This window comes from Paraburkholderia sp. (assembly GCF_035948235.1).
Taxonomy (GTDB): Bacteria; Pseudomonadota; Gammaproteobacteria; order Burkholderiales; family Burkholderiaceae; genus Paraburkholderia.
Genome location: NZ_DASZJJ010000106.1, coordinates 1 through 19,842 on the forward strand (window position 1 = coordinate 1; position 19,842 = coordinate 19,842).

Genomic DNA, 19,842 nt, shown 5'->3' on the forward strand with positions numbered 1-19,842 from the left:
CACTTTGAACTCTGTCTAAAAAAGCGCCCCGAAGCCCTTGAAACAAGCGATCCGGCACCCATGTGCTGTCGCAATGTACGAAGCATCTGTCGCGCTGGCACAACGAGTCGGCGGGCAGAAGGATCGGATGGTCCGCGCTTCATTCCCTTTTTAATATTCAACGACGTTCAGCGACATGGAAAACACGCAAGAGAACCCGACGAGCCAGAACCCCACGCCCGCGGACGAGGCGTCGCAAGCCGCTGCTGCCGCCCAGCCGCAGGAAGGCGTTGCCGCACAGGCTGCGGAAGGCGCGGACGCCGCGCTGGCCGAAGCGCAGGCAAAAATCGCCGAACTGCAGGACGCGTTCATGCGCGCCAAGGCCGAGACGGAAAACGTCCGCCGCCGCGCCCAGGAAGACGTCACGAAGGCGCACAAGTTCGCGATCGAAAGCTTCGCGGAACACCTGCTGCCCGTGGTGGACAGCCTCGAAGCCGCGCTGGCGCACGGCTCGGACGATCTGGCCAAGGTCAACGAAGGCGTCGAACTCACGCTCAAGCAGCTCTCCGGTGCGCTGGAGAAGGGCAAGGTCGTCGCGATCAATCCCGTCGGCGAGAAGTTCGACCCGCACCGCCATCAGGCTATCTCGATGGTGCCGTCCGAGCAGGACGCCAACACCGTTGTGTCCGTGCTGCAAAAGGGCTATGTGATCGCCGAGCGCGTGCTGCGCCCCGCGCTGGTCACGGTGTCCGCACCGAAGTAATAGCGAAAGACAGCCCGGCTAAACCGGCAGCCCGGATCGGCCGATAACTGCCGTATCCGAAAGCACCGACGATCGCTTCAAACGGCCTTCACGAAAGGCATTCGAAAGCGAAAGGTGGCGCTTTTTCCCGAACATCGCGAAAATGCGCCGCCCGGTGGAAAAAAAGCGAAAAAAACTATCGAACGCATAGCCCGAAGCTCTTGAAAACGCCGGCTCGGCACTTATTTGGGCAGCAGTTCTGAATTTATTGCAGCGTCACGCCAGCCCGCGATCGAGCGGCGGACGCACAGCGGATCAAAAATTGGAGAATTGAGAAAAATGGGCAAAATCATCGGTATTGACCTCGGCACCACGAACTCGTGCGTGGCGCTGATGGAAGGCAATCAGGTCAAAGTGATCGAAAACTCGGAAGGCGCCCGCACGACGCCGTCGATCATCGCCTACATGGACGACAACGAAGTGCTGGTCGGCGCACCGGCCAAGCGTCAGTCGGTCACCAACCCGCGCAACACGCTGTACGCTGTCAAGCGCCTGATCGGCCGCCGCTTCGACGAAAAGGAAGTGCAGAAGGACATCAACCTGATGCCCTACCAGATCGTCAAGCACGACAACGGCGACGCATGGGTTGCCGCACACGGCCAGAACCTCGCGCCGTCGCAGGTTTCGGCAGAAGTGCTGCGCAAGATGAAGAAGACCGCTGAAGACTACCTTGGCGAGCCGGTCACGGAAGCTGTGATCACGGTTCCCGCGTACTTCAACGACAGCCAGCGTCAAGCTACCAAGGACGCAGGCCGTATCGCCGGTCTGGAAGTCAAGCGCATCATCAACGAGCCGACCGCAGCCGCACTGGCTTTCGGCCTGGACAAGGCTGAAAAGGGCGACCGCAAGATCGCCGTGTTCGACCTGGGCGGCGGCACGTTCGACATCTCGATCATCGAAATCGCAGACGTTGACGGCGAAATGCAGTTCGAAGTGCTCTCGACCAACGGCGACACGTTCCTCGGCGGCGAAGACTTCGACCAGCGCATCATCGATTACATCATCGGCGAATTCAAGAAAGAGCAGGGCGTCGACCTCTCGAAGGACGTGCTCGCGCTGCAACGCCTGAAGGAAGCGGCTGAAAAGGCCAAGATCGAACTGTCGTCGGGCCAGCAGACCGAAATCAACCTGCCGTACATCACGGCAGACGCATCGGGTCCGAAGCATTTGAACCTGAAGATCACGCGCGCCAAGCTGGAAGCGCTGGTCGAAGACCTGATCGAGCGCACCATCGAGCCGTGCCGCGTGGCGATCAAGGACGCAGGCGTGAAGGTCGGCGATATCGACGACGTCATCCTCGTCGGCGGCCAGACGCGTATGCCGAAGGTGCAGGAGAAGGTCAAGGAATTCTTCGGCAAGGACCCGCGCCGTGACGTGAACCCGGACGAAGCCGTGGCCGTTGGCGCCGCGATTCAAGGTCAGGTTCTGTCGGGCGACCGCAAGGACGTGCTGCTCCTCGACGTGACTCCGCTGTCGCTCGGTATCGAGACGCTCGGCGGCGTGATGACGAAGATGATCAACAAGAACACCACGATCCCGACCAAGCACGCGCAGGTCTACTCGACGGCTGACGACAGCCAGTCGGCCGTGACGATCAAGGTGTTCCAGGGTGAACGCGAAATGGCAGCCGGCAACAAGCTGCTGGGCGAGTTCAACCTCGAAGGCATCCCGCCGGCACCGCGCGGCGTGCCGCAGATCGAAGTGAGCTTCGACATCGACGCGAACGGCATTCTGCACGTCGGCGCGAAGGACAAGGCGACGGGCAAGGAAAACCGCATCACGATCAAGGCGAACTCGGGTCTGTCGGAAGCCGAAATCGAGAAGATGGTGAAGGACGCCGAAGCGAACGCGGAAGAGGATCACCGTCTGCGTGAGCTGGCCGATGCGCGCAACCAGGGCGATGCACTGGTGCACAGCACGAAGAAGGCCGTGGCCGAGTACGGCGACAAGATCGATGCGTCCGAAAAGGACAAGATCGAAGCGTCGCTGAAGGAACTCGAAGACACGCTGAAGGACGCGTCGGCTGACAAGGCGACGATCGAAGCGAAGGTCGAGGCGCTGTCCACCGCATCGCAGAAGCTCGGCGAAAAGATGTACGCCGACATGCAGGCCCAGCAGGCTGGTGCTGCGGGCGCGGCAGGTGCGGCTGGCGCAGGCGCGGCCGGTGCCGAGCAAGGCGCACAGAACCACGCCGACGACGTGGTCGACGCCGAGTTCAAGGAAGTCAAGAAGGACTAAATGTCTGCCCGCGCAGGGCTGCAACTTTACGGTTGCAGCCTGAGCGGCAAAGACGGCAGCAGCCGCATCGGTTACGATGCGCTCTGCATTGCAGCGCCTGGCGGGCCTTCACGGCTCTCCGGGCACATTTGTTTTATGGAGGTCGTTCTTTTTCAGGGGCCGCAAGCGCAGCAAAAACGCGCGCGCGGGGTTCAAAAAGAGCGGCTAACGGGTCACGAGATCCAGCATTCAAGAGGAGCCGGCGTGCGCGCAGCGTGCGCATGGCGTTGAACCGATATGGCGAAACGGGATTACTACGAGGTTCTGGGCGTCGCGAAGAACGCGAGCGACGACGAAATCAAGAAGGCGTATCGCAAGCTGGCGATGAAGTATCACCCCGACCGTAATCCGGACAACAAGGATGCGGAAGAGCATTTCAAGGAGGTCAAAGAGGCCTATGAAATGCTGTCGGACTCGCAAAAGCGCGCGGCATACGACCAGTACGGCCACGCGGGCGTCGATCCCAACATGGGCGGCGCGGGTGCGCAGGGCTTCGGCGGTTTCGCGGATGCCTTCGGCGACATCTTTGGCGATATCTTCGGCCAGGCCGCGGGCGGCCGCGGCGGCCAGCGCAGCGGCCCGCAGGTGTATCGCGGCGCGGACCTGCGCTACAGCATGGAAATTACGCTGGAGCAGGCGGCGCACGGTTACGAAACGCAGATCCGCGTGCCGGGTTGGAGCAGTTGTGAAGTCTGCCACGGCTCGGGCGCGAAGCCCGGCACCAAGCCGGAAACCTGCCCGACCTGTCATGGTTCGGGTTCGGTGCGCATGTCGCAGGGCTTCTTCAGCATCCAGCAGACCTGCCCGAAGTGCCACGGCACCGGTTCGTACATCCCCGAGCCCTGCACGTCCTGCCACGGCGCGGGCAAGGTGAAGGAAACCAAGACGCTGGAAGTGAAGATTCCGGCGGGCATCGACGACGGCATGCGCATTCGCTCGGCCGGCAACGGCGAGCCTGGCATCAACGGCGGTCCTTCGGGCGATCTGTACGTCGAAATCCACATCAAGCAGCACGCGGTTTTCGAGCGCGACGGCGACGATCTGCATTGCCAGATGCCGATTCCGTTCGCTACGGCAGCGCTGGGCGGCGAAATCGAAGTGCCCACGCTGGCTGGCCGCGCGACCTTCCCGGTGCCCGAAGGCACGCAGTCGGGCAAGACGTTCCGTCTGCGCGGCAAGGGCATCAAGGGTCTGCGTTCGAGCATCGCGGGCGACCTCTACGTGCACGTGCAGGTGGAAACGCCGGTCAAGCTCACCGAGCATCAGCGCGAACTGCTCCAGCAGTTCGAGAAGTCGCTCGTGGAAGGCGGCTCGCGCCACAGCCCGCAAAGCAAGAGCTGGTTCGACCGCGTGAAGAGCTTCTTCGATTGACGTGCGGTTTTGAGGGCGCGCGGGTCGGTTTATGCGTCCGGTGCGCCGCGGACCGCTGGCAGTACAGGTAGTCAGACAATGGCAGTCAATCCAGGCGGCGCGGTGTTCGCGCTGCTCGACGATGGCGACGCGACGGCCACAAGCCGTTCGAGCCGCCTCTATACGGGCTTCGTACGCGAACTGGCGTGCGAGCGCCCGTCCGATCTCGATGTCGTATGCGCACAGGTGCGCGAGGCGCAGAGTGCGGGGCTGCATAGCCTCGTGCTCGGCGACTACGACTTCGGGCGCGCGCTCGTGCTCGGTAAGCTCAGCAAGTCCAGCGCCCCTGCTTCGTCCCGCTCGTCCACTGAAACGCAGCCCGGCTTCGCCGCGCTGCGTTTTTTCTTGTTCGAACGCTGCGACAAGCTCTCGCGCGACGAAGCCGATGCCTGGCTCGCCGCGCGCGAAGGCAGCGAGACTCCGCATCCCGCGGGCATCGCGGGCGTGACGATGGGCGTAGACCGCGAACGCTTCGAACGCGATATCGGCGCGGTGCAGGACGCGCTGCGCATCGGCGATTCGTACCAGATCAACTACACGTACCGGCTCGGCTTCGAGGCGTTCGGCTCGCCGCTCGCGCTCTATCGTCGTCTGCGCGAGCGTCAGCGCGTGCGCTATGGCGCACTCATCGCGCTGCCGGGCGACCGCTGGGTGCTGTCCTGCTCGCCGGAACTGTTCGTCGAGAAGCACGGCGAAACGTTGCGCGCGAAACCGATGAAAGGCACGGCGGCGCGCTGGGCCGATCCCGTCGAGGACGCCGCCGCCGCGCAGTTCCTCGCCAACGATCCGAAGAATCGCGCCGAAAACGTGATGATCGTCGATCTCCTGCGCAACGATATTTCGCGCGTGGCGCAGACGGGCACGGTGCGCGTGCCGGCGCTCTTTAGCGTCGAGCCGTATGCGTCGGTGTGGCAGATGACCTCGACGGTCGAAGCGAAGCTGCGCGAAGGCACGAGCTTCGCCGACGCGATGCGCGCGCTGTTTCCCTGCGGCTCGATCACGGGCGCGCCCAAGCACCGCACGATGGAGCTGATCGACGCACTGGAGCATGGGCCGCGCGGCCTGTACACGGGCACGATCGGCTGGCTTGACGCGGCGCGTGACGGTGAGGCGTGCGGCGATTTTTGCCTGTCGGTGGTGATCCGCACGCTGACGCTCGATGCACCCGACGCGGGCGGCCTGCGCCGTGGCGAGATGGGCGTGGGCGCGGGCATCGTGCTCGACAGCGTGGCCGCCGACGAATATGAGGAGATGCGTTTGAAAGCCCGTTTCCTGACCGGGGCCGACCCCGGCATCGAACTGTTCGAAACGATGTATGCGACGCGCGCGGAAGGCGTGCGCCATCTCGACCGCCATCTTGCGCGTCTCGCGTCGAGTGCCGCGTGGTTCGGTTTTCCATGCGATGTCGATGCCTTGCGCGAGCGTCTTGGTCAGGCGTGCACACAGTGGCCGGACGGCGACGCGCCGCATCGCGTGCGCGTGGCGCTCGCCAGGAGCGGTGAGATCGCGCTCACTTCAGCGCCGCTCGCGCCGCTGGCGCACGACACGGTTGGCGTGCTGCTCGCGCCGGATCACGGCTTCGCGCCGGTCGCGTCCGCCGATGCGCTGTTGCTGCGCAAATCCACACGTCGCGCCGAATTCGACCGCGCATGGCGCGAGGCCGAAACGCAGGGCGCCTTCGACATGCTGTTCTTCAACGAGCGCGGCGAGCTGACCGAAGGCGGCCGCTCCAACGTGTTCGTGAAGCTGGACGGCCAGTGGTTCACGCCGCCGCTGGCGTCGGGCGTGCTGCCGGGCGTGATGCGCGGCGTGCTGCTCGACGACGAAACCCTCAGTGCAAAGGAGCGCGTGCTCACGCGCGGCGACGTGCTCGAAGCGCAGGCGCTGCTGCTCACCAATGCGTTGCGCGGGGCCGTGCCCGCGAAGCTGATGTAACGTCGCCAACGCAACGTAGCGGTCCCAAACAAAAAGCGCGTGCCATAAAAGGTCACGCACTTTTTTCATATCGGCATGAAACGGCTGGCTTCAGAACCCGTGTTCAGGTCCCGGGAACGTGCCTTCCTTCACCGCCTTCACATAGGCGCGCACGGCCGATTCGATATTCGGCTGGCCTTCCATGAAGTCCTTCACGAAGCGCGGACGCTTGCCGGGGAAAATGCCCAGCATGTCATGCAGCACCAGCACCTGGCCCGAGCAATCCAGACCCGCGCCAATGCCGATGGTCGGAATGCGCAACTGCTTCGTGACTTCCGCGCCCAGCGCCGAAGGCACCGCCTCGATCACGACGAGCTGTGCGCCCGCCTCCTGCAGCGCGAGCGCGTCGCGCACGAGCTGGGCTGCGGCCGCGTCGGTTTTGCCCTGCACCTTGAAGCCGCCGAACGCATGCACCGACTGCGGCGTGAGACCGATATGCGCGCACACCGGCACGGCGCGCTCGACCAGCATCTTCACGGTAGGCGCGAGCCATTCGCCGCCCTCGATCTTGACCATCTGCGCGCCCGCGCGCATGAGCTTCACGGAGCTGGCGAAGGCTTCCTCGGGCGTGCCGAAGGTGCCGAACGGCAGATCGGCGACGATCAGCGCCTTCGGCTGGGCGCGCGCGACCGAGGCCGTGTGATAGGCGATGTCGTCGAGCGTGACGGGCAGGGTCGTCGTGTGGCCCTGGAGCACGTTGCCGAGCGAGTCGCCGATCAGCACGGTATCGACGCCCGCGCGGTCGCACAGCGCGGAGAAGCTGGCGTCGTAGCACGTGAGCATGGCGATCTTTTCGCCAGCGTCGCGCATGGTCTGGAGCTTAGGCACGGTGATCGCGCTGCGGCTCGTTTCCTGCAGGTAAGTCATGGAGAAATCCTGGGGTGATCCGTTATGGATGGAGAAACCGGACGGCCAGCCGCCTGGGCGATGGCCCTTGTAAGGCCAGGGCTCAGAGCGGCGTGCCCTTGACGAACGATTCCTTGCGCCCGCGCATCGTTTCGATACGTTCGGCGATCAGCGCAAGATCCTCGTCGGAGTCGAGCGGATTCAGATTTTCGACGCCGACCGTCAGTACCGGCGCGCGGTCGTAATGATAGAAAAATTCGTTATAGCTGTCGCACAACCCACGCAGGAAGGCATCGGAGATGTGCTGCTCCACCGGCACCGCGCGTTTCTGGATGCGCGCGAACAGCGCTTCGGGACTGGCCTGCAGATAGACGACCAGGTCGGGCGCGGGCGCTTGCACCGGCAGGCGCGCGGCGAGCGCGCGATAGAGCGGCAGTTCGTCCTCGGGCAGCGTCAGGCGCGCGAACACGTCGTTGCGCTCGGCGAGGAAGTTGGTCACGAGCGGCGCGCCGGAGCTGCGGCGCGCGCTCACTTCATGCGACAGACGCTCGCGCTGCAAGGCGACGGCGAGCTGCGCGGCCAGCGCGTGGCGCGAGGCGTCGCGGTAGAAGCGTTCGAGAAAGGGGTTGTCGGCATGCGATTCGATCAGCGTCTGCATCGACCAGCGTTCGGCCAGACGCGTGGCCAGCGCGGTCTTGCCCGCGCCGATCGGCCCTTCGATCGCGATGTAGTCGAGCGCGGGCCGTGCGGCGCGCGCGGTGACGATCGGCAGCGGCGTGTTCATTGGCAGCCGCCGGCTTTCTTGCCGCCTTCGTCGCTGGCGTTGTCTTTTGCCTCGTTGCTGTCAGGCGCGGTGCCCAGACACGCGCAAAGCGGCCGCAACTTCTCGATGCGCTGATCGGCGACGCCGGGCAGGAACGCGCTCACCACGCCCTGACCGGGAATCACGAGTTGCGCATCGATTTCGGCGAGCGGCGCCAGCACGAACGCGCGGCCTGTCATGCGCGGATGCGGCACGATCAGGTCGGGGTCGTCGATCACGGCGTCGCCGAACATCAGGACGTCGATGTCGAGCGTGCGCGGCGCGTTGCGAAAGGGGCGTTCGCGGCCGAAATGATGCTCGATGCGCTGGCACAGACCGAGCAGATCGTGCGCCGTGAGGCACGTTTCGAGTTTCACGACGCAGTTGAAATAGTCGTCGCCGCCCGCGTCGATGGGCGCGGTGCGGTACAGACTCGATTTGGCGACCACGGTGATGGTGTGCTGTTGCGCAAGACACACCACCGCGTCTTTGAGGGTCTGGCGCGCATCCCCCAGATTTGCGCCGATTCCCAGCCAGGCAACCGTCATGGCTTCACTTCCTGCGGCTATCGTTGCAAAGGCGCTTTCGAGGCGCCCACACTACGCGCTGCGCCTGTCATGGCGTCAGTCCTCGTCGGGGCCGTCGTGGCCCCCGTCGTACGCCTGATCCGCGCCGGAACCTTCGGCGCCGGTGGCGGCTTCGCCCGCCTTGCGGTTCTTCGCCCCGCCACGGCGGCGGCGCTTGCGCGGCGCTCGCTCGCGGCTTCCGCCGGCGCTCAGCAGCGTTTCGCGCGCGGTGAGATCGCCGCTGATGAAGTCGGTCCACCATTGGCCGATTTCGGCGTCGAGCTCGCCCGATTCGCAGCGCAGCAGGAGGAAATCATACCCCGCTCTGAAGCGCGGGTGTTCCAGCAGCTTGATCGCGCTGCGGCCGCGCTTTTCGAGGCGCAACTGCAAGCCCCAGATCTCGCGCATATCCGAGGAGAAGCGGCGATGGATCGCGAGCTTTTCGGTTTGCGCTTCGATCACGTCGTCCATGGCGCGATTGAGCGCCGGCACCGGGAAATCGCCTTCGGCCGTGTACTGCGTGAGGCGTTGCTGCACGTCGTGCCACAGCAGCGTGGCGAACAGGAAGCCTGGCGACACTGTCTTGCCCGCGCGCACGCGCGCGTCGGTATTCGACAGCGCGAGCGTGATGAAGCGTTCGCCCTGCGGCTGTTCCAGCACCACGTCGAGCAGCGGCAGCAGGCCATGATGCAGGCCTTCCTTGCGCAGCCAGCGCAGGCATTCGAGCGCGTGACCCGAAAGCAGCAGCTTGAGCATCTCGTCGAACAGACGCGCGGCGGGCACGTTGTTGATGAGATCGGCCATTTCCACGATGGGCGCGCGCGTGTGTTCCTCGATTTCGAAGCCGAGCTTGGCCGCGAAACGCACCACGCGCAGCATGCGCACCGGATCTTCGCGATAACGCGTAGCCGGGTCGCCGATCATGCGCAGCAGACGCGCGCGCATGTCGGCCATGCCGTTGTGGTAATCCAGCACGGTTTGCGTGGCCGGATCGTAGTACATCGCGTTGATCGTGAAGTCGCGGCGCGTGGCGTCTTCGTGCTGCTCGCCCCAGACGTTGTCGCGCAGCACGCGGCCGCTCGCGTCGACGTGATGGGTCTTGCGGTCGAGTTCGTCGCGGCGCATACGTTTGGCCGGCGCGGCGCTGGGCGCGGTGGCGGGCGGTGCGTCGACGAGCGCGCGGAAGGTCGAGACTTCGATGATTTCCTGGCCGAACTGCACGTGCACGATCTGGAAACGCCGGCCGATGATGCGCGCGCGGCGGAACAGCTTCTGCACCTGGTCGGGCGTGGCGTCGGTGGCGACGTCGAAATCCTTGGGCGCGACGCCCAGCAGCAGGTCGCGCACCGCGCCGCCGACGATGAACGCGCGAAAGCCGGCTTGCTGCAGGCCTTCGGTCACGCGCACGGCGTTGCGGGAAATCAGCGACGGGTTGATGCCATGGACATCGGCGGACAGGATCACGGGCGTGGTCGGGTCGGCTGCGCCTTTATTGGCGCGCGGCTTTGCTTCCTTTTTCACCGTGACGGTCTTGCGGCGCGTCCGGGTGGCGGTGCCGACGGCGGCGTCGCCGTCATGCACAGCCGCTGCGCGGCCGTCGTCGCCATGTTCGCCTTGCGTATCGAGGGTGTCGGCGTCGTCCTGGCCGAACAGCTTGCGGATGAATTTCTTGATCACGATACCTGGAACAAATCGAGGATGCGCCAGCCTGCTTTTTGCGCGTGGGCGCGCAGGGTGTCGTCGGGGTTGGTCGCGATCGGGTCGGTGACTTTTTCGAGCAGCGGAATGTCGTTGTGCGAGTCGCTATAGAAGTAGCTGTGCTCGAAGTCCGACCAGGTCTTGCCGAGCGAGGCAAGCCAGGCTTCGACGCGCGTGATCTTGCCTTCGCGGAAGCTCGGCGTGCCCGTCGGGCGGCCGGTGAATGCCGAGGCAGGGTGGCCGTCCACGGTTTCGACTTCGCACGCGATCAGCTTGTCCACGCCGAAGGCGTCGCCGATGGGCGCCGTGATGAATTCGTTGGTGGCCGTGACCATGCAGACGAGGTCGCCCGCAGCCTTGTGCTTTTGCACGAGTTCGATCGCCACGGGCAGCATGGCCGGCTTGATGACTTCGTGCATGTACTGGTCGTGCCAGGCCTTGAGCTGTTCGCGCGAATGTTTCGCGAGCGGCGTGAGGGCGGCGACGAGATACGCGTTGATGTCGAGCGTGCCAGCCTTGTACTGGCCGTAGAAGTAGTCGTTCTGCTCGGTGAAGCGTTCCGCGTCCACGAGGCCGAGCTTCACCATGAAGCGGCCCCATTCGTGGTCGCTATCGGTGGGGATCAGCGTGTGATCGAGATCGAAGAGTGCGAGATTAGCCATGGGCGCTCATTTTACTTGAAGCGGGTGAAGCCGTTGCCGCTGCCGGCGTCGGCCGGCGGGGCGGGCTGCGTGTTGGTCTGTGATTCGGTCTGCGAACCGGGTGCGTCTTGCGCGGCGGCGTTTGGGGACTTATCGGGCGCGACGGTGTCCGATGCGGCGCCATCGGGCTGCGGTGGGGCTGGCTCCGCGGCGGCGTCCGGCTGCGCTTCGGTCGCGGCAGGCGGACGGTTCGGGGCGTTCGGATCGGCGGCCACGGCGGGCGGATCGAGATCGCCGTTCAGTTCGCCGGTCATTTCGTTGCTCACGTCGGCTTCGACTTCGCCTTGCAGCTCGGTACCCAGTTCGCGATGGACGACGTCGCGGAATTTCACGCCGAGTTCGCCATCGACATTGTCGGTCGGCGGCTGGAAGGGTTTCTCGCCGAGCGGCTCGCGCGCCTGCAGCGCCGGGGGCTTGGGCGCTTCGTAAGCCGGATCGGATGAATCCGCCTCGAGCTGGGGCGGGAACAGCTCGAGTTCGACGCCTGCCGGGGCTGCATCGGGCGCGATCACTGCGCCGTGCTCGTCCGTTTGTTCGTCCGCTTGCGCATCCGCCTGGGCACCGATACCACCCGCGAAATCGGCGATTTCCGCGTCGTCGGGCTGCATTGCGAACAGCGCGGCGTCATCGCCCGCGAGCGCTTCGGGACTCAGCGGCCCTTCGCCCTTGGCCAGCATCGTGCGCAGCAGCGGCAGCGTCACCGCACGCTTTTGCTCCAGCGAAAAGCGGTCGAGCGCGTCGAGCAGGCGCATCAGGCTCGGCATGTCGCGGCGGAAGTGCGTGAGCAGGTAGGACGGCACGTCGTCGGCGAGATTGATGCCGCGCTCGCGCGCCGCCTGCTTGAGCACGGCGGCCTTGCCCGCGTCCGAAAGCGGCGCGAGATGGAATACGAGACCCCAGCCCAGCCGCGTGCGCAGATCCTCGCGCACCGCAAGCCCCATCGGCGGCGCATTGCCGGTGGCGACCAGCGCCGTGGCCGGATGCGAGCGCACCTCGTTGAAGAGGTTGAACAGGGCGATCTGCTGCGCGCCCGAGAGCGAGTCGCAGTCGTCCACGGCGTAAATCGTCACGCGCGGGTCGAACGTGAAGGCCGCGAGGCCGCTTTGCGGCCCGAGATAGCGCACATGGCCCGGCGGCGCCTCGAAGGCGAGCGAGCGCAGCAGATGCGAGCGGCCGTTGCCCGGCTCGCCCCAGACGTAGAACGTGCGGTCGGCCTTCGGATCGACGCCCGCGGCGAGCGCGGCATCGAGCCCGCGCAGGCGCGCGACCAGCTCCGCATTGGCGCCGGTGTGGAAGTTGTCGAAGGTCGATGGCGGCGGAGTGCCGAGATCGAGCGTTAGCTGTCGCTGCACGGTATGTCTGGCCGAAGTCCCGGGTCTCTCTGTGTCTGCTCGTTGTGGTCCTGATGGCGGCTCGATTGCGCTCAATTGCGATAGAGCGCGCTGGCGAGATAGCTGCGGCGCAACTCGCGCAAGGCGATCGAGAGGATCGCGCTGGCCGGCAGCGCCAGCAGCACGCCAAAGAAGCCGAACAGTTGCCCGAAGGCGAGCAAGGCAAAAATCACCGCGAGCGGATGCAGGCCGATACGCTCGCCCACGAGGCGCGGCGTGAGGAAAAAGCCCTCCAGCACCTGGCCCACGCCGTAGATCAGCGCCACCGCGCCGAAACCATACCAGCTACCGAACTGCAGCAGGGCGGCGACGAGCGCGAGCACGAGGCCCGTCGCATAGCCCAGATACGGAATCAGCACCGCGAGGCCCGTGAACACGCCCACCGGCAGCGCAACTTCGAAGCCCGCGATCGACAGCGCGACCGCGTAGAACGCCGCGAGAATCGCCATCACCAGCAACTGGCCGCGCAGATATTGCGCCAGCATGCGATCCATTTCGCCGGCCAGCTCCATGGTGCGCGCAAACCAGCGGCGCGGCACGAAGGTCTGTACGCGCGAGAGCATCGCGTTCCAGTCGTAGAGCAGATAAAACAGCACGAGCGGCACCAGCACGGCATTCGAGACGACCTGGATCGCCACGTTGCTGCTGGTGCGAATCGACGTCCATGCGTAGAGCGCGATGGTCTGCGCGCTGCCTTCCACGCGACTCGTGATCATGTCGCGCAGGCTCTGGAAGTCGAGCATATCGTCGCTCACGCCGAGAAAGCTCAGTTTGGGCTGCAGCCAGGCGTGCAGATGCGTGATCATCGCGGGCACCTGCTGCTTCAGTTGCGGCCCTTCCTTCTGGATCACGGCGAGCAGCAGCACGACCAGCATCGTCACGACCAGCGCGAAAAACAGCATCATCGTGAGCGCGGCGAGACCGCGCGGCACGCGCCGGCGCACGAGCCACGCCACGCCCGGCTGCAGCACGTAAGCCAGCAGGCCGCCCAGAAGAAAAGGCGTGAGCACGGGGCGCAACAGCCACAGCACGATGCCGAAGGCGAGCGCAAGCGCGGCCCAGATGAAGGCCTGACGCTGGTACGGCGTGAAAATCGGAGTGTTCTGCGACAAAACGTGGTTTTCCGGTTGTGGGGCGGGCTGGCCAGGCCGCGCATGGGCCGTCTTTCCAGCCCATCATTTGCGCGTGCTGCGCCTTGTCTCCTGCCCGTTCTGGCGCGCGTGGTTGCCCATTCGCAGCGCCTTTGCGTCCCTTACGCATCCTGTTTGCCACACATGCGCGCGAGGCTCATACCAAAATAGTCACCCGGCGCGCGGCGGCGGGGCGCCGTCAATCGGTTAAAATCGCATTTTACCGACCTTCTGGCGCTTCCCCATGAATGAACCGAAATCCGGCCCCGCTAATTCCCAACAAGGCCTCTCATACCGCGACGCCGGCGTGGACATGGTCGCGGGCGATGCGCTCGTCGATCGCATCAAGCCTTTTGCGAAAAAGACCCTGCGCGATGGCGTGATGGGCGGCATCGGCGGATTCGGCGCACTCTTCGAAGTGCCGAAGAAGTACAAGGAACCCGTGCTGGTTTCGGGTACCGACGGCGTGGGCACCAAGCTGCGTCTCGCGTTTCATCTGAACAAACACGACACGGTCGGCCAGGATCTCGTCGCGATGAGCGTCAACGATATTCTCGTGCAGGGCGCCGAGCCGCTGTTCTTCCTCGACTACTTCGCCTGCGGCAAGCTGGACGTCGATACGGCGGCCACGGTCGTGCAGGGCATCGCCCAGGGTTGCGAGCTGTCGGGCTGCGCGCTGATCGGCGGCGAAACGGCGGAAATGCCGGGCATGTACCCGGACGGCGAATACGACCTCGCGGGCTTCGCGGTCGGCGCGGTCGAAAAGAGCAAGATCATCGACGGCAGCACCATCACCCCGGGCGACGTGGTGCTGGGTCTGGCCTCGAGCGGCATCCACTCGAACGGCTTCTCGCTGGTGCGCAAGATCATCGAGCGCGCGAACCCCGACATGAACGCCGACTTCGACGGCCGCTCGCTGGGTGACGCGCTGATGGCGCCCACGCGCATCTACGTGAAGCCGCTGCTCAAGCTGATGGAAACCATCACCGTGAAGGGCATGGCGCACATCACCGGCGGCGGTCTGGTCGAAAACATTCCGCGCGTGCTGCGCGAAGGTCTCACGGCTGAACTGAACCACGCCGCATGGCCGCTGCCGCCGCTGTTCTCGTGGCTGCAGAAGGAAGGCGGCGTCGCCGACGCGGAAATGCACCGTGTGTTCAACTGCGGTATCGGCATGGCCGTGATCGTGGCAGCCGACCAGGCTGATGCCGCCGCCGCGCTGCTGGCAGCCGCCGGCGAGCAGGTCTGGAAGATCGGCGTCGTGCGCGAAAGCAAGGAAGGCGAAGCGCAGACCGTGGTGGTTTAAGCCGCGCGCGTTTTCTGCGTAAAAAGCCCGCCATCACTGGCGGGCTTTTTCTTTTGTCGCGCCTTAAAGCACCGTGCGTACGTGCCACAGCTCCGGAAACAGCACGACGTCGAGCATCTTGCGCAGATACGGCGCGCCATTGGTGCCGCCCGTGCCCTGCTTGAAGCCGATAATGCGCTCCACCGTCGTCACATGGCGGAAGCGCCATTGCCTGAACGCGTCCTCCAGATCGACGAGTTCTTCCGCCATCTCGTAAAGATCCCAGTGCTTCGAGGGATTGCGATAGATCTCCAGCCACGCCGCCTCGACCGTGGTGTCGTGTTGCGTCGCCTCGCTCCAGTCGCGTGAAAGCCGCTCGGGTGCAATCGCGAAGCCGCGCCGCGCCAGCAGGCGGATCACCTCGTCGTAGAACGACGGCGCGTCCAGCGTTGCCTTCACCTGCGCGTGAATCTCGGGCCGATGTTCGTGCGGCTTGAGCATCTGCGCGTTCTTGTTGCCGAGCAGAAACTCGATCATGCGGTACTGGTACGACTGAAATCCCGACGACGCGCCCAGATACGGCCGCATCGCCGTGTATTCCGAAGGCGTGAGCGTCGACAGCACGCTCCACGCCTGCACCAGTTGCTCCAGGATGCGCGAGACGCGCGCAAGCTGCTTGAACGCTGGCGGCAGTTCGTCGCGATGCACGTTGGCGAGGGCCGCGCGCAATTCGTACAACGCGAGTTTCATCCACAACTCGCTGGTCTGATGCTGGACGATGAACAGCATCTCGTTGTGATCGGGCGACAAAGGGTGCTGCGCGTTGAGCACCGAATCGAGGCCAAGATAATCGCCGTAGCTCATCGACTTCGAAAAGTCGAGTTGCGCGTCGTGCCAGCCGTCGCCTTGTTCCGCTGCGGCTTCGGCAGTGGGCGGCGTAGCGTGTCCCGCCGCGCCATGGCCGAACGGGCAGCCGCCACGCGGCGTTTCCTTCGATGTGCTGGCGTCCTCGGGCACACCCGGAATCTGCATGTGATCGTTCATCGCGCGCTCCTCAGGTCACCGCGCCGCGTGCGGCGAATTCGGGCTTGCGCCAGTACTCGGTCGCCAGCACGTCGCGCAGCGTTTCCACGGCATCCCAGACATCGACATAACGCACGTAAAGCGGCGTGAAGCCAAAGCGCAGCACGCGCGGCTCGCGGTAGTCGCCGATCACGCCGCGCGCGATCAGCGCCTGCATCACTTCATAACCGTGCGGATGCTCGAAGCTCACATGCGAGCCGCGCTGCGCATGCTCGCGCGGCGTGACGAGCGTCAGATCGAATTCCTTGCAGCGCGTTTCCACCAGTTCGATAAACAGATCGGTGAGCGCGAGCGACTTGCGGCGGATCGCCTGCATATCGGTTTGCAGGAACACGTCGAGTCCGCATTCGACCAGCGCCATCGAGACGATCGGCTGCGTGCCGCACAGATAGCGGCCGATGCCGTCGTCGGGACGGTACTGCGGGTTCATCTCGAACGGCGACTTGTGGCCCCACCAGCCCGACAGCGGCTGCGCGAAGGTGTTCTGGTTGCGTTTGGGCACCCACACGAAGCCCGGCGAGCCAGGGCCGCCATTCAGGTACTTGTAGGTGCAGCCGACCGCGTAATCGGCGTTCACGCCGTTCAGGTCGACCGGCACCGCGCCCGCCGAATGCGCGAGGTCCCACAGCGCGAGCGCGCCCTGCGCGTGAATGTGTTCGGTGAGCGCGCGCATGTCGTGCATCTCGCCGGTGCGGTAGTTCACGTGCGTGATCATCGCTACGGCCACGTCGTCGCGGATCGCAGCGGGCAGCTCGGACGGATCGTCCACGAGGCGCAGTTCGTAGCCGCGATCGAGTTGCTCGATCAGGCCCTGCGCGATGTACAGATCGCTCGGAAAATTCGAGCGCTCGGAGACGATCACGCGGCGCTTCGGATCGCGCGCGTTCTGCACGCGCAGCGCGGCGGACAGCGCCTTGAAGAGATTGATTGAGATAGTGTCGGTGACGACCACTTCGTCCTCGGCGGCGCCGATCAGCGGGGCGAGCTTGTTGCCCAGGCGCCGCGGCAGCGCGAACCAGCCCGCTGTGTTCCAGCTGCGAATCAGGCCCTCGCCCCATTCACCGCCAATCACGGCCTGGGCGCGTGCGGCGCTGGCCTGCGGCGGCACACCCAGCGAGTTGCCGTCGAGATAGATGGTCTCGGGAGAGAGCGTGAACTGCTCGCGCAGCGCCGCGAGCGGGTCGGCGCGGTCGGCGGCCAGGGCTTCGTTACGGTCGTTCATGTCGATGGTCAGTCTTGAAGGTGTCTCGGGCGATTGCGGTGCAACCGGTGTTTTTGGTGTTGATGCGTGTTTTATTGCGTCAGTGGGCGCAGCACGGCGCGCACGGGGCTGGCGTCGAGCGTCGCGAATTTCAGCGGCAGCGCGATCAGCTCAAAGTCGCCGGGCGCGATGGCGTCGAGCACCACGCCTTCGAGAATCGCCATGCGATGCGCGCGGATACGGTGATGCGCGTCCATCGTCTTCGACTCCTGCGGGTCGAGCGAAGGCGTATCGATGCCGATCAGGCGCACGCCGTGCGCGGCAAGCAGGTCGATCGTCTCCGGCGCGACGGCGCAGAACGCGCTATCCCAGCGATCCTGCGGCGCCTGCGCGTAGGTGCGCAGCAGCACGCGCGGCGGAATGCCGTCGAGCGCGCCTTGAACGTGTTCCGGCAGCACCAGAGGCGCGGCGCCAATGCAATGAATCACGCGGCATTTGCCGATATAGGTATCGAGCGGCACCTCGCCGATGGGCGCACCCTCGGCGTCATAGTGCAGCGGCGCGTCGGTGTGCGCGCCGGTGTGCGGCGAGAGCGTCAGGCGCGCCACATTGACCGGCGAGCCGGCTTCCATGCGCCAGACACGCTCGACGCTGACCGTCGTATCGCCAGGCCAGACGGGTGTTGCGGGATGGATCGGGGGTGAAATATCCCAGAGGGCGTTCATCTCGATTACAGGTTTGTGTGGATATTTTTCGAATGATAGGCAACCCTCTGCGAAATGTGCTTGCGAAAAAAACGCCGTACGCTACAGTTCTTGGCACATAATTTGTTACAAGAGGGGAAAGGGGACCAAATATGAACGCTATCTCGCTCGACGCAACCGATTGCCGGATTCTTGCCGTACTCCAGAACGAGGGCCGCATCAGCAACCTCGATCTGGCCGAACGTATTTCGCTGTCGCCGTCCGCGTGCCTGCGACGGCTACGCCTGCTCGAAGAGCAGGGCGTGGTCGAGCGCTATCGCGCCAGTCTGAACCGGGAGATTCTCGGCTTCGAGATGGAGGCCTTCGTGCAGGTCTCGATGCGCAACGACCAGGAAAGCTGGCACGAGCGCTTCGTCACGGCGCTGCGTGACTGGCCGGAGGTGGTGGGCGCGTATGTGGTGACGGGGGAGACGCACTATCTGCTGCGCGTGCTCGCGCACAACCTCAAGCACTACTCGGATTTCGTGCTCAACAAGCTGTACAAGGCGCCGGGCGTGATGGATATCCGCTCGAACATCGTGCTGACGACGCTCAAGGTGGAGGCGGGGGTGCCCGTCGACCTGATCGCGCAGCGCGGCGAGCCGAAGGCAAACTGAGGCCTGAAGTGCGGGTGGGGTCCGGTGTGTACCCCGGACCCGCGAAGATCAAAGCGGTTCGATCTGATGAAAGCCGCCGCCGTGGAACACGAGCGGCGATGCCTGGTCGAGGTCCTCGCGCACACCGCAGCGCTCCACTTCGCCCACGAAGATGACGTGATCGCCTTCGTCGTAGCGGCTGCGGTTATGGCACTCGAACCAGGCGATGGCGCCGTCGAGCACCGGCATGCCGCTGTCGCCGGCCGCGTGCGAGACGCCTTCGAAGCGGTCGCCCTTCACGGTCGCGAAGCGCTTGCACAGGTCGAGCTGCGACGCGGCGAGCACATTCACCACATAATGGCTGTTGCTGCGGAACACCGGCATCGACGCCGAGCGCGTCGCGAGGCTCCAGAGCACGAGCGGCGGATCGAGCGAGACCGAATTGAACGAACTCGCGGTGATGCCGATGAGCTGGCCGTCGGGTGCGCGCGTCGTGATGACCGTCACGCCGGTCGCGAACTGGCCGAGCGCGCGGCGAAAAGCGGCGGCGTCGAAGTTGGGCGGGCTGGCGCGGCGGGTCATGGCTGCAGGCCCGCAGTCGAAGCGGAAGTCGGAATAATCATGTGGAATTTCGGCGAATTGCCCCAATTTTAGCGAAAAGCGGCGCACGGCTGGGCTTAGACCCACTCACGCAGCGGTTACCGCGCAACGCACGCGCGGCGCTCACGGCGCGCCCGCCATTGTCAAAGGAGAGTTGAGCATGAGTCAGACGATCGAAACGGCCACGCTGGGCGGCGGATGTTTCTGGTGTCTCGAAGCGGTCTATCTGCGCGTGGAAGGCGTGCTGGCGGTGGAGTCGGGCTACGCGGGCGGCCAGACGGTCAATCCGACCTACGAGCAGGTCTGCGACGGCGCTACGGGCCATGCCGAGGTCGTGAAAGTCGATTTCGACCCCGCGAAGATCAGCTATCGCGAGATTCTCGACATTTTCTTCGCGATCCATGATCCGACCCAGTTGAACCGTCAGGGCAATGACGTGGGCACGCAGTACCGCTCGGCGATCTTTACGCATTCGGATGCACAGCGCGACATCGCGGAACAGGCGATCCGCGAACTGGCGGCCGAAGGCGTCTACGACGGCAAGATCGTGACCCAGGTGCTGCCGCTCGACGGCAACTATTTCCCCGCCGAGGCCTATCACCAGAACTACTTCGCGCAGCATCCGGATCAGGGCTATTGTGCGTTCGTGGTCGCGCCGAAGGTGGCGAAGTTCCGCCAGAAATTTGCGCATCGGCTCAAGGCTTGAGTCCAGCGTAGATCCGCTCAGGTAGAGCGCAGCGGGGGGGGGGGGGGGGGGG

The 19,842-nt window shown here is 64.9% G+C and carries 18 protein-coding genes and 1 pseudogene; 8 read left to right on the forward strand and 11 right to left on the reverse strand.

Annotated features, from left to right (window positions below; translation table 11 throughout):
* The first annotated feature begins 175 nt into the window (after positions 1-175).
* From grpE to pabB, 5 genes are all read left to right on the forward strand, one after another.
* Positions 176-742, forward strand: coding sequence for a nucleotide exchange factor GrpE (gene grpE, locus VG320_RS09120; protein ID WP_327199793.1), 567 nt, complete (start codon positions 176-178; stop codon positions 740-742).
* A 318-nt stretch (positions 743-1,060) separates the two neighbouring features.
* Positions 1,061-3,019, forward strand: a complete 1,959-nt coding sequence (dnaK, locus tag VG320_RS09125) for a molecular chaperone DnaK (protein ID WP_327199794.1) — start codon at positions 1,061-1,063, stop codon at positions 3,017-3,019.
* Positions 3,020-3,289 (forward strand): hypothetical protein, encoded by a 270-nt coding sequence (locus VG320_RS09130; RefSeq protein ID WP_327199795.1) that lies wholly within the window; start codon positions 3,020-3,022, stop codon positions 3,287-3,289.
* Between the two features lie 6 nt (positions 3,290-3,295).
* The gene (gene dnaJ / locus VG320_RS09135) at positions 3,296-4,429 is read left to right on the forward strand and encodes a molecular chaperone DnaJ (protein ID WP_327199796.1); all 1,134 of its coding nucleotides are present in this window, start codon (positions 3,296-3,298) and stop codon (positions 4,427-4,429) included.
* Positions 4,430-4,507: 78 nt separating this feature from the next.
* Positions 4,508-6,403, forward strand: coding sequence for an aminodeoxychorismate synthase component I (pabB, locus tag VG320_RS09140; RefSeq protein WP_327199797.1), 1,896 nt, complete (start codon positions 4,508-4,510; stop codon positions 6,401-6,403).
* Positions 6,404-6,493: 90 nt separating this feature from the next.
* Here pabB and panB read toward each other — a convergent pair whose 3' ends face one another.
* The 7 genes and pseudogenes from panB to VG320_RS09175 all read right to left on the reverse strand — a co-directional run bounded on the left by panB (position 6,494) and on the right by VG320_RS09175 (position 13,558).
* A complete protein-coding gene (panB, locus tag VG320_RS09145) occupies positions 6,494-7,309 on the reverse strand; it encodes a 3-methyl-2-oxobutanoate hydroxymethyltransferase (RefSeq protein ID WP_327199798.1) in 816 nt (271 codons plus the stop codon).
* An 82-nt stretch (positions 7,310-7,391) separates the two neighbouring features.
* Complete coding sequence (locus VG320_RS09150; RefSeq protein WP_327199799.1) at positions 7,392-8,072, reverse strand: deoxynucleoside kinase; 681 nt, start codon at positions 8,070-8,072, stop codon at positions 7,392-7,394.
* Positions 8,069-8,638: a 2-amino-4-hydroxy-6-hydroxymethyldihydropteridine diphosphokinase gene (gene folK / locus VG320_RS09155; RefSeq protein WP_327199800.1), complete on the reverse strand. Its 570-nt coding sequence runs from the start codon at positions 8,636-8,638 to the stop codon at positions 8,069-8,071. The genes VG320_RS09150 and folK overlap by 4 nt, the downstream gene beginning before the upstream one ends.
* 75 nt (positions 8,639-8,713) lie before the next feature.
* Positions 8,714-10,333, reverse strand: a complete 1,620-nt coding sequence (pcnB, locus tag VG320_RS09160; RefSeq protein WP_327199801.1) for a polynucleotide adenylyltransferase PcnB — start codon at positions 10,331-10,333, stop codon at positions 8,714-8,716.
* A complete protein-coding gene (locus VG320_RS09165) occupies positions 10,330-11,016 on the reverse strand; it encodes an HAD family hydrolase (protein ID WP_327199802.1) in 687 nt (228 codons plus the stop codon). The genes pcnB and VG320_RS09165 overlap by 4 nt, the downstream gene beginning before the upstream one ends.
* Before the next feature lie 698 nt (positions 11,017-11,714).
* Positions 11,715-12,407, reverse strand: a pseudogene (hda, locus tag VG320_RS09170) (DnaA regulatory inactivator Hda); the annotation flags it as partial.
* A gap of 71 nt (positions 12,408-12,478) precedes the next feature.
* The gene (locus VG320_RS09175) at positions 12,479-13,558 is read right to left on the reverse strand and encodes an AI-2E family transporter (protein ID WP_327199803.1); all 1,080 of its coding nucleotides are present in this window, start codon (positions 13,556-13,558) and stop codon (positions 12,479-12,481) included.
* Between the two features lie 262 nt (positions 13,559-13,820).
* On the opposite strand from VG320_RS09175, the gene purM reads away from it, so the two are divergent.
* Positions 13,821-14,882: a phosphoribosylformylglycinamidine cyclo-ligase gene (gene purM, locus VG320_RS09180; protein ID WP_327199804.1), complete on the forward strand. Its 1,062-nt coding sequence runs from the start codon at positions 13,821-13,823 to the stop codon at positions 14,880-14,882.
* Between the two features lie 63 nt (positions 14,883-14,945).
* Here the strand turns inward: purM and kynA are convergent, their stop codons facing one another.
* From kynA to kynB, 3 genes are all read right to left on the reverse strand, one after another.
* Positions 14,946-15,905 carry a tryptophan 2,3-dioxygenase gene (kynA, locus tag VG320_RS09185; protein WP_327199805.1) on the reverse strand — a complete coding sequence of 320 codons (960 nt, stop codon included), beginning with the start codon at positions 15,903-15,905 and terminating at the stop codon, positions 14,946-14,948.
* A 10-nt stretch (positions 15,906-15,915) separates the two neighbouring features.
* The gene (kynU, locus tag VG320_RS09190; protein ID WP_327199806.1) at positions 15,916-17,166 is read right to left on the reverse strand and encodes a kynureninase; all 1,251 of its coding nucleotides are present in this window, start codon (positions 17,164-17,166) and stop codon (positions 15,916-15,918) included.
* A 71-nt stretch (positions 17,167-17,237) separates the two neighbouring features.
* On the reverse strand, positions 17,238-17,870 hold the full coding sequence (gene kynB / locus VG320_RS09195; RefSeq protein WP_327199807.1) for an arylformamidase: 633 nt from the start codon (positions 17,868-17,870) through the stop codon (positions 17,238-17,240).
* A gap of 131 nt (positions 17,871-18,001) precedes the next feature.
* Between kynB and VG320_RS09200 the strand changes: the two genes are divergently transcribed.
* Complete coding sequence (locus VG320_RS09200; protein WP_103702042.1) at positions 18,002-18,505, forward strand: Lrp/AsnC family transcriptional regulator; 504 nt, start codon at positions 18,002-18,004, stop codon at positions 18,503-18,505.
* A gap of 48 nt (positions 18,506-18,553) precedes the next feature.
* Here VG320_RS09200 and VG320_RS09205 read toward each other — a convergent pair whose 3' ends face one another.
* Entirely contained in the window at positions 18,554-19,066 is a 513-nt protein-coding gene (locus tag VG320_RS09205) for a flavin reductase family protein (protein WP_027816790.1), read from the reverse strand.
* 178 nt (positions 19,067-19,244) lie between these two features.
* Between VG320_RS09205 and msrA the strand changes: the two genes are divergently transcribed.
* Positions 19,245-19,790 (forward strand): peptide-methionine (S)-S-oxide reductase MsrA, encoded by a 546-nt coding sequence (msrA, locus tag VG320_RS09210; protein WP_327199808.1) that lies wholly within the window; start codon positions 19,245-19,247, stop codon positions 19,788-19,790.
* Positions 19,791-19,842 lie beyond the last annotated feature (52 nt).